This window comes from Pseudomonas sp. LABIM340, from assembly GCF_040017195.2.
Lineage (GTDB): Bacteria > Pseudomonadota > Gammaproteobacteria > Pseudomonadales > Pseudomonadaceae > Pseudomonas.
In genome coordinates this window covers 5,384,488-5,406,606 of sequence record NZ_CM200227.1, presented here as the reverse complement: position 1 = coordinate 5,406,606, position 22,119 = coordinate 5,384,488, and the positions used below count along the sequence as shown (strand labels likewise).

Sequence of the window (22,119 nt, the reverse complement as noted above, 5' to 3'; positions counted from 1 at the left end):
AGCTCAGAGAATTGAAAAAGGCGCCCGAGGGCGCCTTTTTTCATGCCTGCTGCTTGAGCCGGTACTGGTTCAGCACCGGGTTGGCGTATTGCAGGATCAGGTGGCCGCGCTGCTCCGCGGGGCATTCGCCCAGGCGACGCTCCCATTCGGTGCGTGCGCGTTGCAGCTCGTCGGCCTTGAACAGGGTCTCGGCGCGCGGCACGTTCAGCGCGGCGTCGCGCAGGTCGGAGGCCTCGTAGGCGAGGTAGTGCACCGGGAACAACCGGTAGTTGCCGAGGATCTGCCGGTCCAGCTCGGCGGCGAGCTGCTTGGCGTCGGCGAAGTCGCCGGTGATCTCCTCGCCGAAGTTGATGTGCACCCGGCCCTTGTAGCCGGTGATGCCCTGCACGATGCTGCGGTCGTCCTCGCCCGGCGCCTTCTTGTACTCGCCAGTGGTCGCGCGGGTGAACAGCTCGCGGGCCTTGGCGGCATCGCAGGGGTCGTATTCGTAGCTGATGGACACCGGGATCAGGTGCAGCTGGCGGATCACCTCGGCGAACGGCTCGTCCTTGCGGCTCATGTGGAACATCTTGAGGATCGCCGAATCGGTACGGTCGTCACCGTCCTTGGCGCGGCCCTCGGCCTGGGCGATCCAGATCGACTGGATGTCCTGGCAGATCGAGTGATTGATGTAGGCCGAGAGGTTCTGGTACGCCGCCAGCTTCTCGCGGCGACCGCTGATCGAGCGGTGCACGATGAAGCTCTTGTTCAGGCGCATCAGGTCGCTGACGAAGGACTTCTGCAGCAGGTTGTCGCCGATGGCGATGCGCGGCGTCGGCAGCTTGGCGTGGTAGATCGCGTAGTTGCAGAAGGCCGGGTCCACCACGATGTCGCGGTGGTTGGCGATGAACAGGTAGGCGCGGCCGGATTGCAGGCGCTCGACACCCGAATAGGTGACGCCGTCGGTGGCGTGCTCGATGGTCCGGTCGACGTAGGGCTCGACTTTGTGCTGCAGCTCGCTGACGCTGCGGATGCCGGTGACTTCGCGGGCCAGCCGATGGGCTATAAGAGGTCTGAGCAGCCAGCCGAACGGACCGGACAGACGCGGGAAACGGTAACGCGCCAGCGCGCCGAGGAAGGCGTCATCGCTCAGCAGGCGCTGCAGGACAGCCGGGACTTCGGCGTCGTTGTACGGTCGGATGGCTTCGAACTCGCCCATCATGCTCTCTATGAATTTTGGGGAGGACGGGCCGCGAAATAGACGGCCCGGATGGGTATGCCGCCGACTCACCGGCCAGGCGGGCACCCAAAAAGACCGCGCGATTATAAACGGAAGTCACGGGGGAACCAGCGATGCTCGAAAGTCAGGACTATTCCTGTCCCTATTGCGGCGAGCCGGCCGAGGCCGTGCTCGACCTCTCCGGGGGCGACCAGAGCTACTATGAAGATTGCCCGGTGTGTTGCCGGCCGATCCTGTTCCAGCTCCACACCGACGGCGTGGACTGGACCCTGGAAGTCCAGCGCGAGGACGATTGATGCAGCGAATCTACGAACCCGCCGACCTGATCGAAGCCGAGCTGCTGGGCGGCATGCTGGCCAACGAGGGCATTTCGTCGCACCTGGGCGGGCGCCACCTGGTCGGCGGCATCGGCGAGCTGCCGGGCCTGGGCCTGCTGCACCTGTGGGTAGAGGACGGCGTGGCCGAGCAGGCGCGCGAACTGATCGCCGCGTACAATGCGGCGCAACCCCTGCCGGGCAGCGCCGACGATCACGAGGGCGGCCCCGGCGTACTGCTTTGCTGACCTTCTCCCCCAACGAGTCCCAATGACCAGCCGCTACGCCCTGTTCCGCTGGAACCGCGAGCTTGCCGAAAGCGCCGGCTTCCCTGCCGACCTGCAGCCGCAGTGGAACGTCGCGCCCGGCGCCCGCGTGCTCATGCTGCGCGAGGAGAGCGGCGCGCGCCATGCCGACCTTGCGCGCTGGGGCCTGACGCCGGCCTGGCTGAAGGACCTGTCGCGAACCCCCGCCCATGCCCGCACGGAAACCATCGCCGAACAGCCGATGTTCCGCGACGCCTTCGCCCAGCGCCGCTGCCTGCTGCCGGCCAATGGCTTCTACGAGTGGCTCGGCGTGCGCAAGCGGCCGCACTGGGTTTCCGGTGGCGGGCTGATCTGTTTTGCAGGGGTGTGGGAGGCGTATCCGGTGGAAGGCCACACCTATTACAGCGTGGCGATGCTCACCCAGGCGGCGGGCGATATGCGCCGGCCGCTGATTCTCGATGTGCAGGAGCAGGCGCAGTGGCTGTCGAACGAGACGCCCACCGCGCGGTTGCTGGAATTGCTGCAGTTGCCCCAGGCGCGGCTGCGCGTGCAGGCGCTGGCGAACTTCATCAATGACCCGACCTGTAATGGGCCGGAGTGCCTGACGCCCGCCTGACTTCCTCTGTAGGAGCGGGCCATGCCCGCGATCGCGCCCATGGGGCGCTCCTACAGGGTGTGAAGGCTTACACCTTGAACTGATTCACCAGCCGGCGCTGCTGCTCGGCCAGCTTGGTCAGCTCGGCACTGGCCTGGGAGGCCTCGTCGGCGCCGCCGGCCACCTGGTTGGCGACCATGCCGATGTTGCTGACGTTGCGGTTGATGTCCTCGGCTACCGCGCTCTGCTCTTCGGCGGCGCTGGCGATCTGGGTGTTCATGTCGTTGATCACCGACACCGCCTGGGTGATCGATTCCAGCGCCTGGGCCGCTTCGCCGGCGTGGCGCACGCTGTCCTCGGTCTTGTCCTGGCTCTGCTGCATCACGTGCACCACTTCGCGGGTGCCGTTCTGCAACTGCTGGATCATCGACTGGATTTCCTCGGTGGCCTGCTGGGTCTTCTGCGCCAGGTTGCGCACCTCGTCGGCGACCACCGCGAAGCCGCGGCCCTGTTCACCGGCGCGGGCGGCCTCGATGGCAGCGTTGAGCGCCAGCAGGTTGGTCTGCTCGGCGATACCGCGGATGGCCACCAGGATCGCGTTGATGTTCTCGCTGTCGCGGGCCAGCGACTGCACCACGCCCACGGCGCGGCCGATCTCGCTGGCCAGCGCCTGGATCGCCGTGGAGCTGCTCTCGACGATGCGCTTGCCGTGGTGGGCGGCCTGGTCGGCATGGTTGGCCGCTTCGGCTGCATGAGTGGCGTTGCGCGCCACGTCCTGGGCGGTGGCGGTCATCTCGTGGACGGCGGTGGCCACCAGCTCGATCTCCGCCAACTGCTTCTGCACGCCCTGATTGGTGCGGATGGCGATGTCGGCGGTGTGCTCGGAAGAATCGCTGACGTGCTGCACCGAGGTCACCACCTGGCCGATCATCCCCTGCAGCTTGCCGAGGAAGGTGTTGAAGCCCTTGGCGATGGAGCCCAGTTCGTCGGCGCGGTCGCTGCTCAGGCGGCGGGTCAGGTCGCCCTCGCCCTGGGCGATGTCGTCGAGCATGCCGACCAGCTGGCGCAGCGGGCGGGCGATGCCATGGCCGACCAGCCAGATCACGGCCAGGCCGATGGCGGCGATCAGCAGGCCGACCAGGGTCATGCCCAGGGTGTCGCTGTCGCGCTGGGATTTCAGGTCGCTCTGCAGCTGGTTCAGGTCACCCAGCACGGCTTCCTGCGGCAGTTGCAGCATCAGGGTCCAGCGCGCGCCGGAGTCGGCGATGGTGAAGGGCAGGAACAGCTCGATGTGGCCGTGTTCCTTGTCCACCGAGGTCAGCGGCTGGTCGAGGGTGAGCTTGGCCAGGTTGGCTACTTCGCTGGCGTCCAGCACGCTGCTGGCGGGTTCGCCGAGCTTGGCCGGGTCCTTGGTGTAGGCGACCAGGCGGCCGTTGGTGGAGATCAGCGCCATCTCGCCGGCGCCGTCGTAGAGCTGGCTGTCGGCGGTCTTGAGCAGGTCCTGGATGAAGTCCAGCGACAGGTCCACGCCGACGGTGCCCTTGAACTGGCCCTTGACCATGATCGGCGCGTTGAACGAGGACATCAGCACCATCTTGCCGGCCATCTCGTAGGGCGCGGGGTCGATGATGCAGGGCTGGTGCTTCTCTTTCGGGCACAGGTAGTACTCGCCTTCGCGCACGCCGGTGGGCTGCATCTTCTGGCTTTCCAGGGTGTCGCCCATGGCTTCGACTGTCAGGCCGCCGTCCTTGCGGTACCACCAGGGCATGAAGCGGCCACTGGCGTCGTAGCCGGGCAGGCCGGAGTACTGGCTGTCGTTGCCGGCGAAGGCGTTGGGTTCCCAGCCGGCGAAGGCGTCGAGCAGCTTGGGGTTCTGCGCCACGGTCTGGCGCAGCAGGTTGGACATCCCGGCGCGGCCGATGCCCAGCAGCGGCTGGCCGTTGGCGTCGGTTTCGTCGAGCAGGGCGTTGGTGTTGGCGAGGTCGCGGGCGACGGTGAGCGGGTATTCCAGTTCGCGCTGGATCTGTGCGACCTGGCCGCGCGCGATCGCTACCAGGCGATCGTTGATCACCTGCTCGAGCAGCGCCTGGGTGCGCTCCTGCACCAGCGCCTGGGTCCGTGAGCCGGCGAACAGCGCGTAAAGCACCAGCGCCGCGACCACTGCCAGAACGCTGGCACCTGCCAACGCCACCACGGAAAACTGGATCGACTTGAATTTCATACGGGTACCCGGAATGCGCCAGAGGTCTGCGTGTCTATCTGTATCGGCAGGTCCGGGGATTTTCCTTAGGCGGCCGTTGTAATGGGTTGTAACGCGGCTGTTCGCCGCCTGTCGCAGGATTGTCGGCGCTGACCGGGAGGTCTAGCATGTGATGTCAAAATGAAATTACCTGGCCGTGGCGAGCGCCTCGACATCCTGGTTTCCAGGATGAAATCAGACGCTGGCTGCGGCTATCTCGCGGGTGCGGATCGCAGGTGCGATGCCACGCACCGCGTATGCCACGACAGTCGCCCCAAGGCACCTTCCGATGCGTCGGTGCGGTTTCCTAAGTCACTGCTGCGCCGGCTGTTTCCTGCCAGTTGCCGGGCATCGGGGGTGGGCCTACCATGCGCGCTGTCCGTGGGAGATTGCATTGTTTCGGGAGAGCAACATGCCCAGAGTTTTTCGTGTCGCAGGCCTGGCCGCAGCCCTGCTGCTCACCGCTTGCCAGCAGGTGAACACCACCAGCAGCGGCGTCGTCGGCGTCGATCGCAAGCAGAACATGTTCAGCATGCTGTCCAGCGCCCAGGTCGACCAGATGTATGCGCAGTCCTACCAGCAGACCCTCGGTGAGGCCTCCAAGGCAGGCAAGCTGGATGCCAGCAGCAATGACGCCAAGCGCGTGAAGGCCATCGCCGCGCGGTTGATCCCGCAGACCGGCGCCTTCCGTTCCGACGCGCCGTCCTGGCAGTGGGAAGTCAACGTCATCAAGAGCGACGAGCTCAACGCCAACTGCGGTCCCGGTGGCAAGATCATCGTCTACACCGGGCTGATCGATCAGCTCAAACTCAGCGACGATGAACTGGCCGCGGTGATGGGCCACGAGATCGCCCACGCGCTGCGCGAGCACGGCCGTGAGGCCATGTCCCGCGCCTACGCGGAGCAGATGGGGCTGGGCATTGGCGGCGCGCTGCTGGGGCTGGGTCAGAGCAGCGTGGACATGGCCCACCAGGTGGTCGAATACAGCCTGACGTTGCCCAATAGCCGGCAGAATGAGAACGAAGCTGACCTGATCGGCCTGGAATTGGCGGCGCGAGCCGGTTATAACCCCAACGCCGCGATGACCCTGTGGCAGAAGATGGGGCAGGCGTCGAACGGTGAAGCTCCGCCGGAAATCCTCAGCACGCACCCGGCGGACAGTACGCGGATGGCCAACCTGCAGGCCGCCATCCCGAAGGTCATGCCGCTCTACGAGCAGGCCAAGACCCGCTGAACAGTGTTTTTGCAGCAGGGGTTCGTGATTCTCTCGAACGGCCAGGAGCGGCGTAAGGTTGCGCCGCTTTATCCAGTGAACAGGGAGCACCCGTGAAAATCGCTGTACTCGGAGCCACCGGGCTCCTGGGCCACCACGCCGCCCGCGCGATCAAGGCGGCCGGCCACCAGCTGGTGCTGATCCACCGACCCTCGTCGCAGATCCAGCGCCTGGCCTACCTCGAGCCTGAGTGCCGGGTGGCCGAACTCTTCGATCACCAGGGCATGGCCCGCGCGCTCAGCGGGCTGGATGCGGTGATCTTCAGTGCCGGTTACTACCCGGTGCGCCCGCGTCGCTGGCAGGAGGAAGTGGCCAGCGCACTGGACCTGACCAATCATTTCTACGCCGCCTGCCTGCAGGCGAAAGTGCCGCGCATCCTCTACGTTGGCTCTGCCTTCGCCATGCCCTCGCACCCGCAGGGACTGCCGGGCCATGAAGGGCTGTTCTACGAAGGGTTGCCCACCGGCAAGAGCGCCTACGTGATGTGCAAGTGGGCGCTGGACGAACAGGCCCGCGAGCAGGCCCGTGGCGGCCTGCCGGTGGTCATCGGGATTCCCGGCATGGTGCTGGGCGAGTTGGATATCGGCCCGACCACCGGACGCCTGATCACCGCCATTGGCCGCGACGAGATGCTGCACTACGTGCCGGGCCGGCGGAACGTCATCGATGCCTCCGAGGCCGGGCGTGGCCTGCTAACCGCGCTCGAGCGCGGCCGGGTCGGCGAGCGTTACCTGCTCACCGGGCACAACATCGAGATGGGCGAACTGACCGCCACCATCGCCAAGCTGCTGGGCAAGCCTGCGCCGACACCGATGCCGCTGCACCGCGCCCGCGCGCTGGCGACCCTGGGGCGCTGGCGCTACCGCCTGACCGGCAAGATGCCGCTGCTGGACGACACCGCTATCGAGGTGATGGCCGGCGGGCAGTTCCTCGACGGCCGCAAGGCCCGCGAGGAGCTGGGTTTCGAGTCCCATGTGCCGCTGGAAGACACGCTGGAGCGGGCCATTTCCTGGTTCCACGCCAACGACTACCTCTGACTTCGGGGCCCCCTGTAGGAGCGGGCCATGCCCGCGATCGCGCGCATGGCGCGCTCCTACAAGAGCTGCAGGTCCGCAGTGGGGATAAAACAGATAGAAAAAGCCCGGCTCATGGACGGGCTTTTTCTTTGGATCAGGGCAGTGCCTTCTCGGCGAAGGGGCGGTTGGGCAGGCCCATCTGTGCGCGGAAGCTTTCCATGTCGAACAGCGTGCACAGCTCCTGCACCTGGTTCTGGCTGTTGAAGGTCCAGAAGCCCATGGCCGAGATACTGACGATGCGGTCGCTGGCCGGGTAGCCCAGCACCGGGCGGGCGATGCTGCCCATCAGGGTGCTCCAGGTGAAGACCTTGTTGCCCTCGCGGATGCATTCCTCCACGGCCACTTCCAGGTCCTCCATGCCACTGCGGATCTCCTCCACCAGCGCCCGGTAGCCGGCGTTGTCCAGCGGCTGGGCGGTGAAGGCGCTCTTGTAGATGAAGTCCGGGCTGTGCAGCTGCTCGACCAGCGCCAGGTGTCCCTTGTTCCAGGCGAGGTCGATGTGGTGGCGGGCGACTCGCTTCAGGTCTTTTTCCGGCATGGCGACATCCTTTGTCGTGGGAGGCGGATGCGCCACTGTGTATTGCGGGCGATACACAGGCATTGGCCGGCGCGCCAGCCTCCCGACGAAAAGCTGCCGGTCAGAACACCCCGGAGAGCTTCAGCGCGTGGTACACGGCAGCCAGGCCGAGGATGGCGAAGGCGGCGGCGGCCAGGCGGCGGATCAGGTTCAGCGGCAGGCGCTCGGCGGCGAAGTTACCCGCCAGGACCACCGGCACGTTGGCGATCAGCATGCCCAGCGTGGTGCCGATGACCACCAGCCAGAAGTGCGGGTACTGCGCGGCCAGCATCACGGTGGCGACCTGGGTCTTGTCGCCCATCTCGGCGAGGAAGAAGGCGATCAGGGTGGTGAGGAACGGGCCGAATTTCTTCAGCGAGCCTTCTTCGTCGTCATCCAGCTTGTCGGGAATCAGGGTCCAGCCAGCGACCGCCAGGAAGCACACGGCCAGCACCCAGCTCAGCGTGCTTTCCGAGAAGAACGAGGCGACCCAGCTACCGACGGCACCGGCGGCGAAGTGGTTGGCCAGGGTGGCGGCGATGATCCCGGCGATGATCGGCCAGGGCTTGCGGAAGCGCGCGGCGAGGACGAGCGCGAGCAGTTGCGTCTTGTCGCCGATTTCCGCGAGGGCAACGATCAGGGTTGGGACGAAGAGGGATTCCATCAGACTTCCTAAGGGGCGGGTCGACTAATCACCATGACACGCGCCACCTGCCCGCCCCGGGTCAGGTTGCTCGTGTCATAGGTCTTGTCAAACCCCGGCCTGAACGCTGCAGGCCTGGATCGTACGCGCCATGGTCTGTGGACCAAGTGTGTTGACGCGTACCGGGCGAGCAGGGCGCTCGCGGGAGACTACTCCCCTAGGACGGGGCGCATTCTGCCCAAGTCCTGGGACTTGGGCAAGCCTGCGCGTCGGATCAGTCGCGGGTGGGGCTGATGTCCATGTCTTCGTAGCGGATGAAGCGGGTGCCGTTCTTGAAGCGGTAGCCCAGCCAGATCGACAGGAACAGCGGGATGGTGATGTAGGTGGCGACCAGACCGGCCCAGTCCACGTGCTCGCCGACGAACGCCTGGTAGTTCTGCCCCAGGGTGATGATCAGGCACAGGGTGAAGGCGAACAGCGGGCCGAGGGGGAACCACTTGGCGCGGTAGGGCAGGTCGTTGAGGTTGCCGCCCTGCAGGATGAAGCCCTTGCGGAAGCGGTAGTGCGACACGGCGATGCCCAGCCAGACGATGAAGCCGCACATGCCCGAGGCGTTGAGCAGCCAGGTGTAGACGGTCTTGTCGCCGATGAAGCTGGTGAGGAAGCACAGCGCGCCGATCAACGTGGTGGCGTAGAGCGCGTAGCGCGGCACGCCGCTTTCCGACACCTGGGTGAACAGGCGCGGCGCCTTGCCCTGGGTGGCCATGGTGTAGAGCATCCGGGTCGAGGCGTACATGCCCGAGTTGCCTGCCGAGAGGATCGCCGAGAGGATCACTGCGTTCATCACGCCTGCCGCGGCGGCGAGGCCCGCGCGCTCGAACAGCAGGGTGAAGGGGGAGGTGCTGATGTCGCTGCTGTCGGTTTTGAGCAGGTTCGGATCGGTGTAGGGGATCAGCATGCCGATGACGAAGATCGACAGGATGTAGAACATCAGGATTCGCCAGAATACCTGGCGGATGGCGATGGGAATGGACTTCTGCGGGTTCTCCGACTCGCCCGCGGCGACGCCGATCAGCTCGGTGCCCTGGAAGGAGAAGCCGGCGATCATCGCCACCCCGATCATCGCTTGCAGGCCGCCGACGAAGGGCGCATCGCCGGTGGTGAAGTTGCTGAAACCGGGGCTGTCGATGCCATGCATGATGCCGATGATGCTGGCCAGGCCAATGCCGATGAAGATCACCACGGCCACCACCTTGATCAGCGCGAACCAGAACTCGCTCTCGCCGAAGCCCTTCACCGAGAAGAAGTTGAGCATGAACATGATGGCCAGGAAGCCGGCGCTCCAGTACATGCCCGAGACTTCCGGGAACCAGAACTTCATCACCAGCTGCGCCGCCACCAGTTCGGCGGCGATGGTCACCGCCCAGTTGTACCAGTAGTTCCAGCCCATGGCGAAACCGAAGCCATCGTCGATGAAACGGCTGCCATAAGTGCAGAACGAGCCGGAATCAGGAATGTACGCCGCCAGCTCGCCGAGGCTGGTCATGAGGAAGAACACCATCAGGCCGATCAGCGCATAGGCCAGCAGCGCACCACCGGGACCGGCGGTGGCGATGGTGCTGCCGGAGGCGACGAACAGGCCGGTGCCGATGGAGCCGCCGATGGCGATCATGTTCAGGTGACGCGGCTTGAGGGAGCGCTTCAGATGATGCGGCTTCTCCTTCGGCCCCATGGCGAAAGTCAGTTCGACGTCATCTCTAATTCTTCGGTTCACGGGTGTCCTCGATATTTCAGGGCGAGCGGCGATGCGCCGATCCAGCGGGCTCGGTGGAGTGTAGTGCGAGCCTTGGATCAGCGCCGGGCGCTGTAGATACGGAAGCCGTCGGCCTCGGCCAGGGTGCGGCAGGGGCCCAGGTGCTGCTCGATCAGCGGCGGGTATTTCAGGAAGCTGTTGGCCACCAGGCGCAGCTCGCCGCCGGACGCCAGGTGGCGTGCCGACTGGCGCAGCAGGTGTTCGGTGGCGGCGTAGCTGGTGTGCACGCCCTGGTGGAAGGGCGGGTTGCTGACGATGGCGGCGAGGCCTTCCGGCGCGGCGTCGATGCCGTCGCCGGCGATCACTTCGCCTTCCAGGCCATTGGCGGCCAGGGTCAGGCGGCTGCTCTCGACGGCGAAGGCGTCGACGTCCAGCAGGGTCAGGCGGCTCTGTGGATAACGTCGCTTGAGCGTGGCGCCGAGCACCCCGGCGCCGCAGCCGAAGTCCAGCACATGGCCGGCTGGCAGCTTGTCCAGGTGTTCCAGCAGCAGCGCGCTGCCACGGTCCAGGCGACCATGGCTGAACACGCCGGGCAGGGTGATGACCTGCAGCGGGCCGTCGGCCAGCGGCAGTTCGTAGCGTTGTGCGAGGGCATGCAGGTCGGGCGCAGTCGGTGCGCCGTCGATGTGCGTGTGCCACAGCTGGCAGTGGCGGGCGCTGTCCAGCTTGCTGGCGCGGCCGAATTCGCCGAGCTGCTTGCTGGCGCGCTCGACGCCGGCGCGTTTCTCACCGACCAGGTACAGCTCGCCGTCCGGCACACAGCTGGCCAGCGCGGCTAGCAGGTAGTCGGTCAGTTCGCGGGATTTGGGCAGGAACAACACGGCGGCAGCGAACTGACCCGCCGGCGGCGTAGCGCCGAAGTGACAACGACCGGCGTAGCGGCTTTCCAACTGCCGGGCTTCGCCGGCGTGCCAGCTCCAGCCCTGGGCCTGCGGCAGGTCGCCGAGCAGGGCGTCGGCAGGCAGGCCGGCGAGCAGGACGCGGCCCTGGAAGCGCTCGATCTGGCGCAGCAGCACTTCACTGGTAGGGGCGTTGGACATGCGGCCTCCTGGCGAAAAAGGGCGCGAGTTTAGCAGGGCTGCCGCGGCCGAGCCTAGGCGAGCCGCACCTCGGCGTTCTTCCAGAAGTCGTCGCCGCGCAGTTCCAGCACCCCGGCCGCGACTTGTTCGCGCAGGCGCCAGGCGGCCAGCAGGTCGCTGACGAACAAGCCGTCGACGTAGGCCATGGTCGGGCCGATCAGCGACTGCACCGGGCGCCAGGATTCGCTGGCGCTGTCGAGCAGGATGCGGTCGATGTGGGCGTAGCCGGTGCCGCTCAGCTGGCCATCCAGCCACAGGCGCAGCTCGGCGTTTTCCGTCAGGGCGCGCTGCCAGTCCGCCGCCAGGCCTTGGCGCTCGGCGGCGTCCAGTTCGTGGCTGGCGGCCAGGGCGTTGGCCAGTTCGACGGGTTTGAGCATGGCGATGGCGTGGCGGTCCTCGCTGCGGCACTGGCCGCTGCCGGCGCCGACACTGCGCAGGATGACGTTCGCCGGCAGCAAAGCGCAGACGCGGCGCAGCAGCAGTTGCTCGCTGGCGCTGTCGCCGTGCCAGAGGGTGACGGAGGCGACGTCCGGGCTGTGCAGCCAGTTCACCTCGGTGGCCATCTCGATGGCGATTTCCCGCTCGCGCAGGACGTCGCCGCCCAACGCATGCCAGAACGCAGCGCGCTGCTGGCAGGGCGGCTTATCCACATCACTCAGTGGGCCGACCGCCAGGTCGTCCGGCATCACGCGGATTTTCTTCTCGGTCAGCACGCCTGCTTCGACGGCCCGATGCAGGGCTTCGGCGGCGCCGTCGCCGCAGACCAGATGCAGGCTCATGGCGCCACCACCCGGCGCGGCTCGCCGGCGAAGAAGCCGGCGGCGTTCTCGCTCAATTGGCCGACGATGCGCTGCCGGGCCTCGCGGCTGCCCCAGGCGCTGTGCGGGGTGAGGATGAGGCGCGGGATATCGCCGGCCAGCAGCGGGTTGCCGTCCCGCGGCGGCTCGACGCTGAGCACGTCGAAGGCCGCGCCGCCGAGATGGCCGCGACGCAGGGTATCGGCCAGCGCCTGCTCATCGACCAGCCCGCCGCGGGCGGTATTGATCAGGTAGGCGCCGGGCTTCATCAGGTCCAGTTCGCGCTGGCCGATCAGGTTGCGCGTGGCATCGGTCAGCGGGCAGTGCAGGGTGAGGGCGTCGACCTGTGGCAGCAGTTCGTCCAGCGCCAGGCGATCAGCGCGCGCCGGGCGGCCGGGCAGGGCGCCGAGCAGTACGCGCATGCCGAAGGCCTCGGCCAGCTTCGCCACCGCGCCGCCCAGTTCGCCATGGCCGAGCAGGCCGAGGGTCTTGCCTTCCAGTTCGACGATGGGGAAGTCCAGCAGGCAGAACTGCGGGGCCTTCTGCCAGCGGCCCTCGCGGATCGCCGCCTGGTAGTCCGGCAGGCGCGTGGCCAGGGCGAGCAGCAGCATCAGGGTGTGCTGCGCCACCGACGGGGTGCCGTAGCCCTGGCAGTTGCTCACGGTCACGCCATGCTGGCGGGCGGCTTCGAGGTCGACGTTGTTGGTGCCGGTGGCGGCCACCAGGATCAGCTTGAGGTCCGGGCACTGTTCGAAAACATCGGCGCCGATACGCACCTTGTTGCTGATCGCTACCTGCGCACCCTGCAGTCGCTCGGCCACCTGCTGCGTGTCGCTGCGCCCGTGCAGGACCAGTTCGCCGAACGGCGCGCGCAGCGGCGCGAGGTCGAGGTCACCGAGGTCTAGGGAGGCATGGTCGAGGAAGACGGCGCGAGCAGGATTCATGAGCGATGACACCTTGATCGGAAGGGCGGGATGAAGGGGATTCTCGGCAGAACCGCCGCCGTGGACAACCCGGTCTGCCCGCGGACGTGGACGGAGGGAACTGCGTACTGATGGTAAATGTTTGAGTGAAAAGTCTGACAGACGTTTCGGTTTTCCCTCATCCGCCGCCTCGCGCCCGCTTCTTAGAGTGATCCCATCGAAATCTCGAGGTGACTGGCGATGATGGGTTGGCTGCTCTCCGGCCTCACGGCCATGCGTGCGCTCGGCGTGCGTGTCGGGCTGCGCACTGGTGCGACGACCGGGTATCCCCGCTCCCGGCGGAGAAAGTCGCCCGGCGCCGCCGGCCCCGAACCCTTGCTGTGCTTCGGTGCGCTGCTGTCGCACTGCGAAGTGGGCGCGGGCGTGGCACAGGCCGATGACCGGATCGAGCTGTGGGGCATCACTGATGCGGCAACGGCGCGCCGGACACTGCAGGAGCTGATGCTCGAAGCCCAGAGCCAGACCCTGGAGGAGGAGTTCCGTCGGTTGCAGCGCAACGAGCCGTGCGTCTTCGAGGGGCAGCAGCGGCTGCGCTACAAGCAGGCGAAACGAGCCTGGAGCAAGGCGGGCCTGGCGTTGCCTGTGGATATCTCCATGGCCGCCCACGACCTCGAAAGCCTCGCCTGGCTGGCGCGGCAATGCCATGCCTGTGGCTATCTCAGCGAGCCGGAAACCTGGCTGTGCCTGGCCTGGGTGGCCGAGAACGCCATCCGCAGCTTTTCCGACTGGCAGGCGTATGCCGCGTCGTTCGTGCTGGGGCGGGCGATCCTGCTGCGCGACGGGGCGTCCGGTGCCATGGCGATCAGGGCATTCAAGGAACTGATTGGCGGTCGCGCCGACAAGTCCTCGTTGGCTGGCTTGTGGCGAGCCCATCCGCTGGCAGGCATCCGCGTGAGCGAGGTGGTGCTGCAGGAGGAGCACATCCATGAGCCGCTGGCGCACCCTCCCTGCAGCGCCCTGCTCGCGTTGGGTTGCGTGATCGCCCACAGCGCAGGCGTGCGCGCCGATGATCTGGCGATTGCCCCGCAGGAGAGGGAGTTTCACCGGCTGTGGCTGGCCGAGCATTGGCGGGCTGCCGATGCCGGGCAGGTGCGCGCGCGGATGGACTGGTTGTTGGGCAGCGGCAGCCGCGAAAAGCTCGATCCGCTGCTGGACTGTGTGGCCGATGCTCCGATGTCTGTCGGCGGAACGCCGATGGCGCGTTTCGCGCAGGCGCGTCGGGCGCTGCTGAAGGAAGGTCACGATCCGGCAATGATCGATGAGTGCCGCACCGTGCTGGCCTACGACCTGGAGCGCGCCGCCTTCGGTGCGCGTCTGGCCTTCAGCGTCGGGCTGCTCGACGAGGAAAGTCTGTGGAATGCCTTGCGCCACATGGCCCGTCAGGCCCGTGCAGCATTCGATTGCTGGGAGCGGTACCTGGTCTCGCTGATGCTCGGCCACGCCCTGGCCAATGAGGACTGGCAGGCGGGCAAGCGCTTGCTGCGCAGTGGCATGGCGTTGCTCGACGGTATCACCCCGTTCGCCCAGTACCCTTCGCCGTGGCAGGTCTGCCCGCTGGAAATGCTGCCTGTGCTGCACCGAGTGGCGCCTGTCGCTTGTCGGGGCCCCGGCGCTTCGTATAGAACCTAGGGTTTTCCTGGCGGCTGTTCGGAGGCGCGATGTACTGGGCGGAATTTCTCACGGTGGCGTTCATTCACCTGCTGGCGGTGGCCAGCCCCGGCCCGGACTTCGCCGTGGTGGTGCGCGAGAGCGTGACCCACGGCCGCCGCGCCGGCACCTGGACGGCGCTGGGCGTGGGCAGCGCGATCTTCCTGCACGTGACCTACTCGCTGCTGGGCATCGGCCTGATCGTGTCGCAGTCCATCGTGCTGTTCAACGCACTGAAATGGCTGGCGGCGGCGTACCTGCTGTACATCGGCTTCAAGGCGCTGCGGGCGCGCCCGGCTGACCCGGCGGCGGCAGAAGCCGTTGCCGCGCCGGTCGCCCGCACTGCACGCGGTGCCTATGTCGCCGGCTTCGTCACCAATGGCCTGAATCCCAAGGCTACGCTGTTCTTCCTTTCGCTGTTCACCGTGGTGATCAACCCGCACACGCCGCTGCCGGTTCAGGCGGGATACGGCGTGTACCTGGCCTGCGCGACCGCCGCCTGGTTCTGCCTGGTGGCGCTGCTGTTCAGCCAGCAACGGGTGCGCGCCGGCTTCGCCCGCATGGGGCATTGGTTCGACCGGATGATGGGCGTGGTACTGGTGGGGCTGGGGATCAAGCTGGCGTTCACCGAACTGCGTTGAGCCGCGGCCGGAGCGAAATGAAAAGGGGCGCCGAGGCGCCCCTTTTTCATGCCGGTTCGAGGATCAGACCAGCTCGATCGCCACCGCAGTGGCTTCGCCGCCGCCGATGCACAGCGAGGCCACGCCACGCTTGCCGCCCTTCTTCTGCAGGGCGTTGATCAGGGTGACGATGATGCGCGAGCCGGTGGAGCCGACCGGGTGACCCTGGGCGCAGGCGCCGCCGTAGACGTTGACCTTGGCGTGGTCCAGGCCGTGTTCGCGCATGGCGAGCATGGTGACCATGGCGAAGGCTTCGTTGATTTCGAACAGGTCGACGTCGTCCTTGCTCCAGCCGGCCTTCTTGAACAGGTTGGTCATGGCGCCGATCGGGGCGAGGGTGAACTCGGCCGGGTCCTGGCTCTGGGTGGCGTGGGCGACGATTTTCGCCAGCGGCTTCAGACCACGGCGCGCGGCCTCTTCAGCGGTCATCAGGACCAGTGCGGAGGCGCCGTCGGAGATGGAGCTGGCGTTGGCCGCGGTGATGGTGCCGTCCTTGCGGAAGGCCGGGCGCAGGCCGGGGATCTTGTCCAGGTTGGCGGTGAGCGGCTGCTCGTCGTCCTTCACCACGGTCTCACCCTTTCGGGTAGTGACGGTGACCGGGACGATTTCCGAATCCAGCGAGCCATCCTTGATGGCGGCCTGGGCGCGCTGCAGGGATTCGATGGCGTAGGCGTCCATCTCTTCGCGGGTGACGTTGTACTTGTCGGCGGTTTCCTGGGCGAAGGAGCCCATCAGGCGGCCGGTGCGGGCGTCTTCCAGGCCGTCGAGGAACATGTGGTCCTTGATCTCGCCGTGGCCCATGCGCAGGCCGGTGCGGGCCTTCTCGATCACGTAGGGGGCATTGGACATGCTTTCCATGCCGCCGGCGACCATCACGCTGTTGCTGCCGGCCTTGAGCAGGTCGTGGGCCAGCATCACGGCCTTCATGCCCGAGCCGCAGAGCTTGTTGATGGTGGTGCAGCCGGTGGCGGCGGGCAGGCCGGCGTTCAGCGACGCCTGGCGGGCCGGGCCCTGTTTCAGACCGGCGGGCAGCACGTTGCCCATGATCACTTCCTGCACGTCCTCGGGCTGGATGCCGGCACGGGAAATGGCTTCGCGGATGGCGATGGCGCCCAGGTCGACGGCGGAAACGCCGGACAGGCTGCCCTGGAAGCCGCCCATGGGAGTACGGGCGCCGCTGACGATGACGATCTCGGACATGACTCTTAACCTCTTCGCTCTTGTTGTGATGCGCTATCTGGGTACCGGGCGTGAACGACCGGGCGTCAGGATTCTACCGCGTGACCGGATGTGGCCATAGAGTCATCGGCAAATCACTCTTTTGACTGATGAATGGACACACGGGGCGCTCTAGAGTCGGTCTCATCCTGATGAGATCCAGCCTTGAGAGTGCGTACGCCATGCTGAAAACCCGCGTCATCCCCGCTGCACAGAACGCCTACCAGTACCCGCTGTTGATCAAGAGCCTGCTGCTGTCGGGCAGTCGTTACGAGAAAGGCCGGGAAATCGTCTACCGCGACACCGTGCGCTACAGCTATGCCACCTTCAACGAGCGCGTCGCGCGCCTGGCCAACGTGCTGACCGAGGCCGGCGTGAAGGCCGGTGACACCGTGGCGGTGATGGACTGGGACAGCCACCGTTACCTGGAGTGCATGTTCGCCATCCCGATGATCGGCGCGGTGCTGCACACCATCAACATCCGCCTCTCGCCGGAGCAGATCCTCTACACCATGAACCACGCCGATGACCGTTTCGTGCTGGTCAACAGCGAGTTCGCCGCGCTCTACCAGGGCATTGCCGGGCAACTGACCACGGTGGAAAAGACCCTGCTGATCACCGACGGCGCCGACAAGACCAGCACGCTGCCCAACTGCGTCGGCGAGTACGAGACCTTGCTGGCTGCCGCCAGCCCGCGCTACGCCTTCCCCGACTTCGACGAGAACTCGGTGGCGACCACCTTCTACACCACCGGCACCACCGGTAACCCCAAGGGTGTGTACTTCACTCACCGCCAACTGGTGCTGCACACCCTGGCGATGGCCGCGACCATCGGCAGCCTGGACAGTATCCGCCTGATGGGCACCGACGACGTCTACATGCCGATCACCCCGATGTTCCACGTGCACGCCTGGGGCGTGCCCTACGTGGCGACCATGCTGGGGGTGAAGCAGGTGTATCCGGGCCGTTACGAGCCGGAGCTGCTGTGCAAGCTGATCCGCGAGGAGAAGGTGACCTTCTCCCACTGCGTGCCCACCATCCTGCAGATGATGCTCAACGCCGCCGGCGCCAAGGACCACGACTTCGGCGGGCTGAAGATCATCATCGGCGGCAGCGCCCTCAACCACGCGCTGTACGACGCCGCCAAGGCCCGCGGCATCCAGCTCACGGCGGCCTATGGCATGTCCGAGACCTGCCCGCTGATTTCCTGTGGCTACCTCAACCAGGAACTCTGCGCCGGCAGCGAGGATGAGCGCACCACCTACCGCATCAAGGCCGGCGTGCCGGTGCCGCTGGTGGAAGCGGCGATCATGGACGAGCACGGCCAGTTCCACCCGGCCGACGGCGAATCCCAGGGCGAGCTGGTACTGCGCGCGCCCTGGCTGACCCAGGGATATTTCCGCGAGCCGGAGAAGGGCGAGGAGCTCTGGGCCGGCGGCTGGATGCACACCGGCGACGTGGCGACCCTCGACGGCATGGGCTTCATCGACATCCGCGACCGTATCAAGGATGTCATCAAGACCGGCGGCGAGTGGTTGTCGTCCCTGGAGCTGGAAGACCTCATCAGCCGTCACCCGGCGGTGCGCGAGGTGGCAGTGGTCGGTGTGCCCGATCCGCAGTGGGGCGAGCGCCCGTTCGCGCTGCTGGTACTGCGCGACGGCCAGGCGCTGGACGCCAGGGCGCTGCGCGAACACCTCAAGCCTTTCGTCGAGCAGGGCCACATCAACAAGTGGGCAATTCCCTCGCAGATCGCCGTTGTTACTGAAGTTCCCAAGACCAGTGTCGGCAAGCTCGACAAGAAGCGTATCCGGGTAGACATCGCCCAATGGCAGGAGGCTGGCAGCGCTTTCCTCTCCACGGTGTGACCGACGACCGGCAAGTCACGGATTTCGGGCGGTCGTGCCAAGCAAGCGCTTGGCACGGCGCAGCCCAGTGATCACGCCACCTCGGGGCCTGCGCAAGCGTCTAGTCAGGGCCTTTGTAAGACAAATCACACTTTAGAGCGATCAAGTGCCTTAGGACGCTGGATATAGTCGCCGCTACTCATAACAAAAAACACATGGAGTAGCGTCGATGAAAACCATGCAACATATCTGGCGCCTGGCACGGTTGCCGCTGGCAGTGAGCCTGGCATCCACGCTGGCGACGCCGGCTTCCGCCGTCAGTTTCAACATCGGGGAAATCGAAGGTTCGTTCGACTCGACGCTGTCCGTGGGGGCCAGCTGGTCGACGCAGAATCCGAACAGCAACCTCATCGGCATCAACAACGGCGGCAAGGGCCTGTCCCAGACCTCCGACGATGGCCACCTGAACTACAAGGCCGGCAAGACCTTCTCGAAGATCTTCAAGGGCATCCACGACCTCGAACTGAAATACCAGGACACCGGCGTCTTCGTCCGCGGCAAGTACTGGTACGACTTCGAGCAGAAGGACGAGAACACCGAGTTCAAGCCGCTCTCCGACCACAACCGCAAGGAAGCCGCCCAGGCCTCCGGCGCGGAAATCCTCGACGCCTTCATCTACCACAACTACAACATCGCCGACCTGCCGGGCACCGTGCGCCTGGGCAAGCAGGTGGTGAACTGGGGTGAGAGTACTTTCATCCAGAACGGCATCAGCGTGATCAACCCGTTCGACGTCACCGCCTTCCGCCGCCCGGGTTCCGAGATCAAGGAAGCCCTGGTGCCGGTGAACATGTTCTACCTGTCGCAGAACCTCACCGAGAACCTCTCCGCCGAAGGCTTCTACCAGCTGGAGTGGGACCAGACTGCCGTCGATAACTGCGGCACCTTCTTCTCCCAGCCGGACGTGGTGGCCGATGGCTGCACCCAGAACCTGGCAGTGCTGACCAACAGCCAGTCCTCGATCAACCTGCTCAACAGCCTGCTCGGCCCAAACCTGGCGCTGACCCCGTCGCCGTGGAACGAAGGGATCGTGGTCAAGCGCGGACCGGACCGTGATGCCCGCGACAGCGGCCAGTACGGCCTCTCGCTGAAGTACTTCGCCGACAGCCTGAACACCGAGTTCGGCGGCTACTACATGAACTACCACAGCCGCCTGCCGATCTTCTCCGGCCGTGGCGCCGATGCCTCCAAGGTTGCGCAGATCAACCAGCTGATCACCAACATCGCGGCGATCAGCCCGTCCCTGGCGGCCCAGGCCGGCGCGGCGGCGATGGCGGGCAACTCCAGCTACTTCATCGAGTACCCCGAAGACATCCGCCTGTACGGCCTGAGCTTCTCCACCACGCTGCCCACCGGCACCGCCTGGCAGGGCGAGATCAGCTACCGCCCGAACGCCCCGGTGCAGCTGAACACCACCGACATCCTGTATTCCGGCCTGGACCCGGTCTCCATCGGCGGCAACCACGTCTACGACAACGCCTCCGTGCTGACCGGCACCGCGGGTGAAGACCTGCACGGCTACCGCCGCAAGGAAGTCACCCAGCTGCAGACCACCTTCACCCACTTCTTCGACCAGGTCATGGGCGCCGAGCGTCTGACCCTGGTGGGCGAAGTCGGCTGGACCCACGTCGGCGGCCTGGAAAGCCAGAACAAGGCGCGCTACGGCCGCGACCCGATCTTCGGCCCCGGCCCGCTGAACGGCACCCTCAACGGCGCGCCGACCTGCCAGGCGCTCAACACTTCCACCCTGGGCACTGCCAACGCCAACAACGTCAGCCGCAACTGCGAAAGCGATGGCTTCACCACCGCTGACTCCTGGGGCTACCGCGCCCGTGCGATCTGGGACTACAACGACGTGTTCGCCGGCGTGAACCTGAAGCCCAACGTGGCCTGGTCCCACGACGTGGATGGCTACTCCCCCGGCCCCGGCGGCAACTTCGAGGAAGGCCGCAAGGCAGTCAGCCTGGGCGTCGATGCCGACTACCTGAACACCTACACCGCAAGCCTGGCCTACACCAACTACTTCGACGGCAAGTACTCCACCGTCGATGACCGTGACTTCGTCAGCTTGAGCTTCGGGGTGACCTTCTAAGCCGGCCGTTCAACCGGCAAGCGGCCCGCTCACGCGGCGGGCCATCCGCGCGGCCGGGTGACCCGGCTGCGCGGGGCAGCAGACAAGACCCGCGAGCCGCTCCTGCAAGGGCGCTGATCGCGGTGGCTAAGACTCAACGAGGACGATAAACGAATGAGAACAACAAAGATCCTGCTGCACACGGGCGCCCTGGCGCTCAGCCTCATCGCCTCCCAGGTGATGGCGGCCGTCTCTGCCGATGAAGCGGCGAAGCTGGGCTCCACCCTGACTCCCATGGGCGCGGAAAAGGCCGGCAACGCCGACGGCAGCATTCCGGCCTGGACCGGTGGCCTGGCGAAGAACGCCGGCACCGCCGACAGCAAGGGCTTCCTCAGCGATCCGTTCGCCAGCGAGAAGCCGCTGTTCACCATCACCGCGCAGAACATGGACCAGTACAAGGACAAGCTGACCCCCGGCCAGCAGGCCATGTTCAAGCGCTACCCCGACACCTACAAGATGCCGGTGTACACCACCCATCGCACTGCCACCGTGCCGGAAAACGTGCTGGAGGCGACCAAGAAGAACGCCACCAGCACCAAGCTGCTGCAGGGCGGCAACGGCCTGGAGAACTTCCAGGTAGCCAACCCCTTCCCGATTCCGAAGGACGGCCTGGAAGTCATCTGGAACCACATCACCCGCTACCGCGGCGGCCACGTGCGCCGTCTGGTGACCCAGGCGACCCCGCAGGTCAACGGCTCCTACTCGCTGGTGTACTTCCAGGACGAGTTTGTCTTCCGTACCGACCTGAAGGACTACGACGCCAGCAAGCCGAGCAACGTACTGTTCTACTTCAAGCAGCGTGTCACCGCTCCGGCGCGTCTGGCCGGTAACGTGCTGCTGGTGCACGAGACCCTCGACCAGGTGAAGGAACCGCGTCTGGCGTGGCTCTACAACGCCGGCCAGCGCCGCGTTCGCCGTGCTCCGCAGGTTTCCTACGACGGCCCGGGTACCGCCGCCGACGGCCTGCGCACCTCCGACAACCTGGACATGTACAACGGCGCGCCGGACCGCTACGACTGGAAGCTGGTGGGCAAGCAGGAGCTGTACATCCCGTACAACAACTACAAGATGGATGATCCGAAGCTGAAGTATTCGGACATCATCAAGCCCGGCCACCTGAACCAGGACCTGGCCCGCTACGAGCTGCACCGCGTGTGGCACGTGACCGCCACCCTGAAGCCGGGCGAGCGCCACATCTACGCCAAGCGTGACTTCTTCATCGACGAGGACACCTGGCAGGCCGTGGAGATCGACCACTACGACGGTCGTGGCACCCTGTGGCGCGTAGCCGAGGCGTTCAACCAGTACTACTACAACTACCAGGTACCGTGGTACACCGCGGAAACCCTGTATGACCTGCTGTCCGGCCGTTACCTGGTGCTGGGTCTGAAGAACGAGGAGAAATCCGCCTACGACTTCAACTACAGCGCTTCGGAAAGCGACTTCACCCCGGCAGCGCTTCGCCAGGAAGGCGTGCGCTGATCCCCCGATCCCCACGGGTGGTTCCGCGGTGAAAAAAGACCGGCCTTCGGGCCGGTTTTTTTATGGGAGATCATCTGTCAGATGAATGGAAGCCTGAATGTAGGACGCCTTCCGGTCATGTTGTGAGCAAAGGTAACAAAAACGACTTCTATTCCCGACCACGAGCGGCTAGGCTCGGACGGCAGTGTGACCTTCGTTGACCGC

The 22,119-nt window shown here is 66.0% G+C and carries 19 protein-coding genes and 1 riboswitch; of the genes, 10 read left to right on the top strand and 9 right to left on the bottom strand.

Annotated elements, in window-relative coordinates:
• Positions 1 to 40: 40 nt before the first annotated feature.
• The gene (locus ABKS89_RS24870; protein WP_348587416.1) at positions 41 to 1,201 is read right to left on the bottom strand and encodes a 1-acyl-sn-glycerol-3-phosphate acyltransferase; all 1,161 of its coding nucleotides are present in this window, start codon (positions 1,199 to 1,201) and stop codon (positions 41 to 43) included.
• 131 nt (positions 1,202 to 1,332) lie between these two features.
• Here ABKS89_RS24870 and ABKS89_RS24865 point away from each other — a divergent pair, with 131 nt between their 5' ends.
• The 3 genes from ABKS89_RS24865 to ABKS89_RS24855 are packed head-to-tail and all read left to right on the top strand — an operon-like array spanning position 1,333 to position 2,415.
• The gene (locus ABKS89_RS24865) at positions 1,333 to 1,515 is read left to right on the top strand and encodes a CPXCG motif-containing cysteine-rich protein (protein ID WP_081516296.1); all 183 of its coding nucleotides are present in this window, start codon (positions 1,333 to 1,335) and stop codon (positions 1,513 to 1,515) included.
• Positions 1,515 to 1,781, top strand: coding sequence for a putative signal transducing protein (locus ABKS89_RS24860; RefSeq protein ID WP_138216035.1), 267 nt, complete (start codon positions 1,515 to 1,517; stop codon positions 1,779 to 1,781). The genes ABKS89_RS24865 and ABKS89_RS24860 overlap by 1 nt, the downstream gene beginning before the upstream one ends.
• Before the next feature lie 22 nt (positions 1,782 to 1,803).
• A complete protein-coding gene (locus ABKS89_RS24855) occupies positions 1,804 to 2,415 on the top strand; it encodes an SOS response-associated peptidase (RefSeq protein ID WP_138216036.1) in 612 nt (203 codons plus the stop codon).
• Positions 2,416 to 2,482: 67 nt separating this feature from the next.
• Here the strand turns inward: ABKS89_RS24855 and ABKS89_RS24850 are convergent, their stop codons facing one another.
• Positions 2,483 to 4,615, bottom strand: coding sequence for a methyl-accepting chemotaxis protein (locus tag ABKS89_RS24850; protein WP_348587415.1), 2,133 nt, complete (start codon positions 4,613 to 4,615; stop codon positions 2,483 to 2,485).
• 430 nt (positions 4,616 to 5,045) lie between these two features.
• On the opposite strand from ABKS89_RS24850, the gene ABKS89_RS24845 reads away from it, so the two are divergent.
• Together ABKS89_RS24845 and ABKS89_RS24840 are read left to right on the top strand one after the other, a co-directional pair.
• Positions 5,046 to 5,867 carry a M48 family metallopeptidase gene (locus tag ABKS89_RS24845; protein WP_138216038.1) on the top strand — a complete coding sequence of 274 codons (822 nt, stop codon included), beginning with the start codon at positions 5,046 to 5,048 and terminating at the stop codon, positions 5,865 to 5,867.
• A 92-nt stretch (positions 5,868 to 5,959) separates the two neighbouring features.
• Entirely contained in the window at positions 5,960 to 6,943 is a 984-nt protein-coding gene (locus ABKS89_RS24840) for an NAD-dependent epimerase/dehydratase family protein (RefSeq protein ID WP_138216039.1), read from the top strand.
• Positions 6,944 to 7,076: 133 nt separating this feature from the next.
• On the opposite strand, the gene ABKS89_RS24835 is transcribed toward ABKS89_RS24840, so the two are convergent.
• The 6 genes from ABKS89_RS24835 to ABKS89_RS24810 all read right to left on the bottom strand — a co-directional run bounded on the left by ABKS89_RS24835 (position 7,077) and on the right by ABKS89_RS24810 (position 12,814).
• Positions 7,077 to 7,520: a ketosteroid isomerase-related protein gene (locus ABKS89_RS24835; RefSeq protein ID WP_138216040.1), complete on the bottom strand. Its 444-nt coding sequence runs from the start codon at positions 7,518 to 7,520 to the stop codon at positions 7,077 to 7,079.
• Between the two features lie 100 nt (positions 7,521 to 7,620).
• Positions 7,621 to 8,202: a TMEM165/GDT1 family protein gene (locus tag ABKS89_RS24830; RefSeq protein ID WP_081516290.1), complete on the bottom strand. Its 582-nt coding sequence runs from the start codon at positions 8,200 to 8,202 to the stop codon at positions 7,621 to 7,623.
• 89 nt (positions 8,203 to 8,291) lie between these two features.
• Positions 8,292 to 8,411, bottom strand: a riboswitch (yybP-ykoY riboswitch).
• Between the two features lie 44 nt (positions 8,412 to 8,455).
• Positions 8,456 to 9,913 (bottom strand): amino acid permease, encoded by a 1,458-nt coding sequence (locus ABKS89_RS24825; protein WP_138216193.1) that lies wholly within the window; start codon positions 9,911 to 9,913, stop codon positions 8,456 to 8,458.
• Positions 9,914 to 10,032: 119 nt separating this feature from the next.
• Positions 10,033 to 11,034: a methyltransferase gene (locus ABKS89_RS24820; RefSeq protein WP_348587414.1), complete on the bottom strand. Its 1,002-nt coding sequence runs from the start codon at positions 11,032 to 11,034 to the stop codon at positions 10,033 to 10,035.
• A gap of 53 nt (positions 11,035 to 11,087) precedes the next feature.
• Positions 11,088 to 11,852 carry a DUF1835 domain-containing protein gene (locus ABKS89_RS24815; RefSeq protein WP_348587413.1) on the bottom strand — a complete coding sequence of 255 codons (765 nt, stop codon included), beginning with the start codon at positions 11,850 to 11,852 and terminating at the stop codon, positions 11,088 to 11,090.
• Positions 11,849 to 12,814, bottom strand: a complete 966-nt coding sequence (locus ABKS89_RS24810; RefSeq protein ID WP_348587412.1) for a 2-hydroxyacid dehydrogenase — start codon at positions 12,812 to 12,814, stop codon at positions 11,849 to 11,851. The genes ABKS89_RS24815 and ABKS89_RS24810 overlap by 4 nt, the downstream gene beginning before the upstream one ends.
• A 219-nt stretch (positions 12,815 to 13,033) precedes the next feature.
• On the opposite strand from ABKS89_RS24810, the gene ABKS89_RS24805 reads away from it, so the two are divergent.
• The gene (locus ABKS89_RS24805) at positions 13,034 to 14,482 is read left to right on the top strand and encodes a DUF1266 domain-containing protein (RefSeq protein WP_348587410.1); all 1,449 of its coding nucleotides are present in this window, start codon (positions 13,034 to 13,036) and stop codon (positions 14,480 to 14,482) included.
• A gap of 29 nt (positions 14,483 to 14,511) precedes the next feature.
• Positions 14,512 to 15,141, top strand: a complete 630-nt coding sequence (locus tag ABKS89_RS24800; protein WP_348587409.1) for a LysE family translocator — start codon at positions 14,512 to 14,514, stop codon at positions 15,139 to 15,141.
• A gap of 63 nt (positions 15,142 to 15,204) precedes the next feature.
• On the opposite strand, the gene ABKS89_RS24795 is transcribed toward ABKS89_RS24800, so the two are convergent.
• Positions 15,205 to 16,380 carry a thiolase family protein gene (locus ABKS89_RS24795; RefSeq protein ID WP_192292107.1) on the bottom strand — a complete coding sequence of 392 codons (1,176 nt, stop codon included), beginning with the start codon at positions 16,378 to 16,380 and terminating at the stop codon, positions 15,205 to 15,207.
• Positions 16,381 to 16,580: 200 nt separating this feature from the next.
• Here ABKS89_RS24795 and ABKS89_RS24790 point away from each other — a divergent pair, with 200 nt between their 5' ends.
• The 3 genes from ABKS89_RS24790 to ABKS89_RS24780 all read left to right on the top strand — a co-directional run bounded on the left by ABKS89_RS24790 (position 16,581) and on the right by ABKS89_RS24780 (position 21,915).
• A complete protein-coding gene (locus ABKS89_RS24790) occupies positions 16,581 to 18,263 on the top strand; it encodes a fatty acid--CoA ligase (RefSeq protein ID WP_348587408.1) in 1,683 nt (560 codons plus the stop codon).
• Positions 18,264 to 18,471: 208 nt separating this feature from the next.
• A complete protein-coding gene (locus ABKS89_RS24785) occupies positions 18,472 to 20,394 on the top strand; it encodes a DUF1302 domain-containing protein (RefSeq protein WP_348587407.1) in 1,923 nt (640 codons plus the stop codon).
• A 153-nt stretch (positions 20,395 to 20,547) separates the two neighbouring features.
• On the top strand, positions 20,548 to 21,915 hold the full coding sequence (locus ABKS89_RS24780; protein ID WP_138216049.1) for a DUF1329 domain-containing protein: 1,368 nt from the start codon (positions 20,548 to 20,550) through the stop codon (positions 21,913 to 21,915).
• The last annotated feature ends 204 nt before the right edge of the window (positions 21,916 to 22,119 follow it).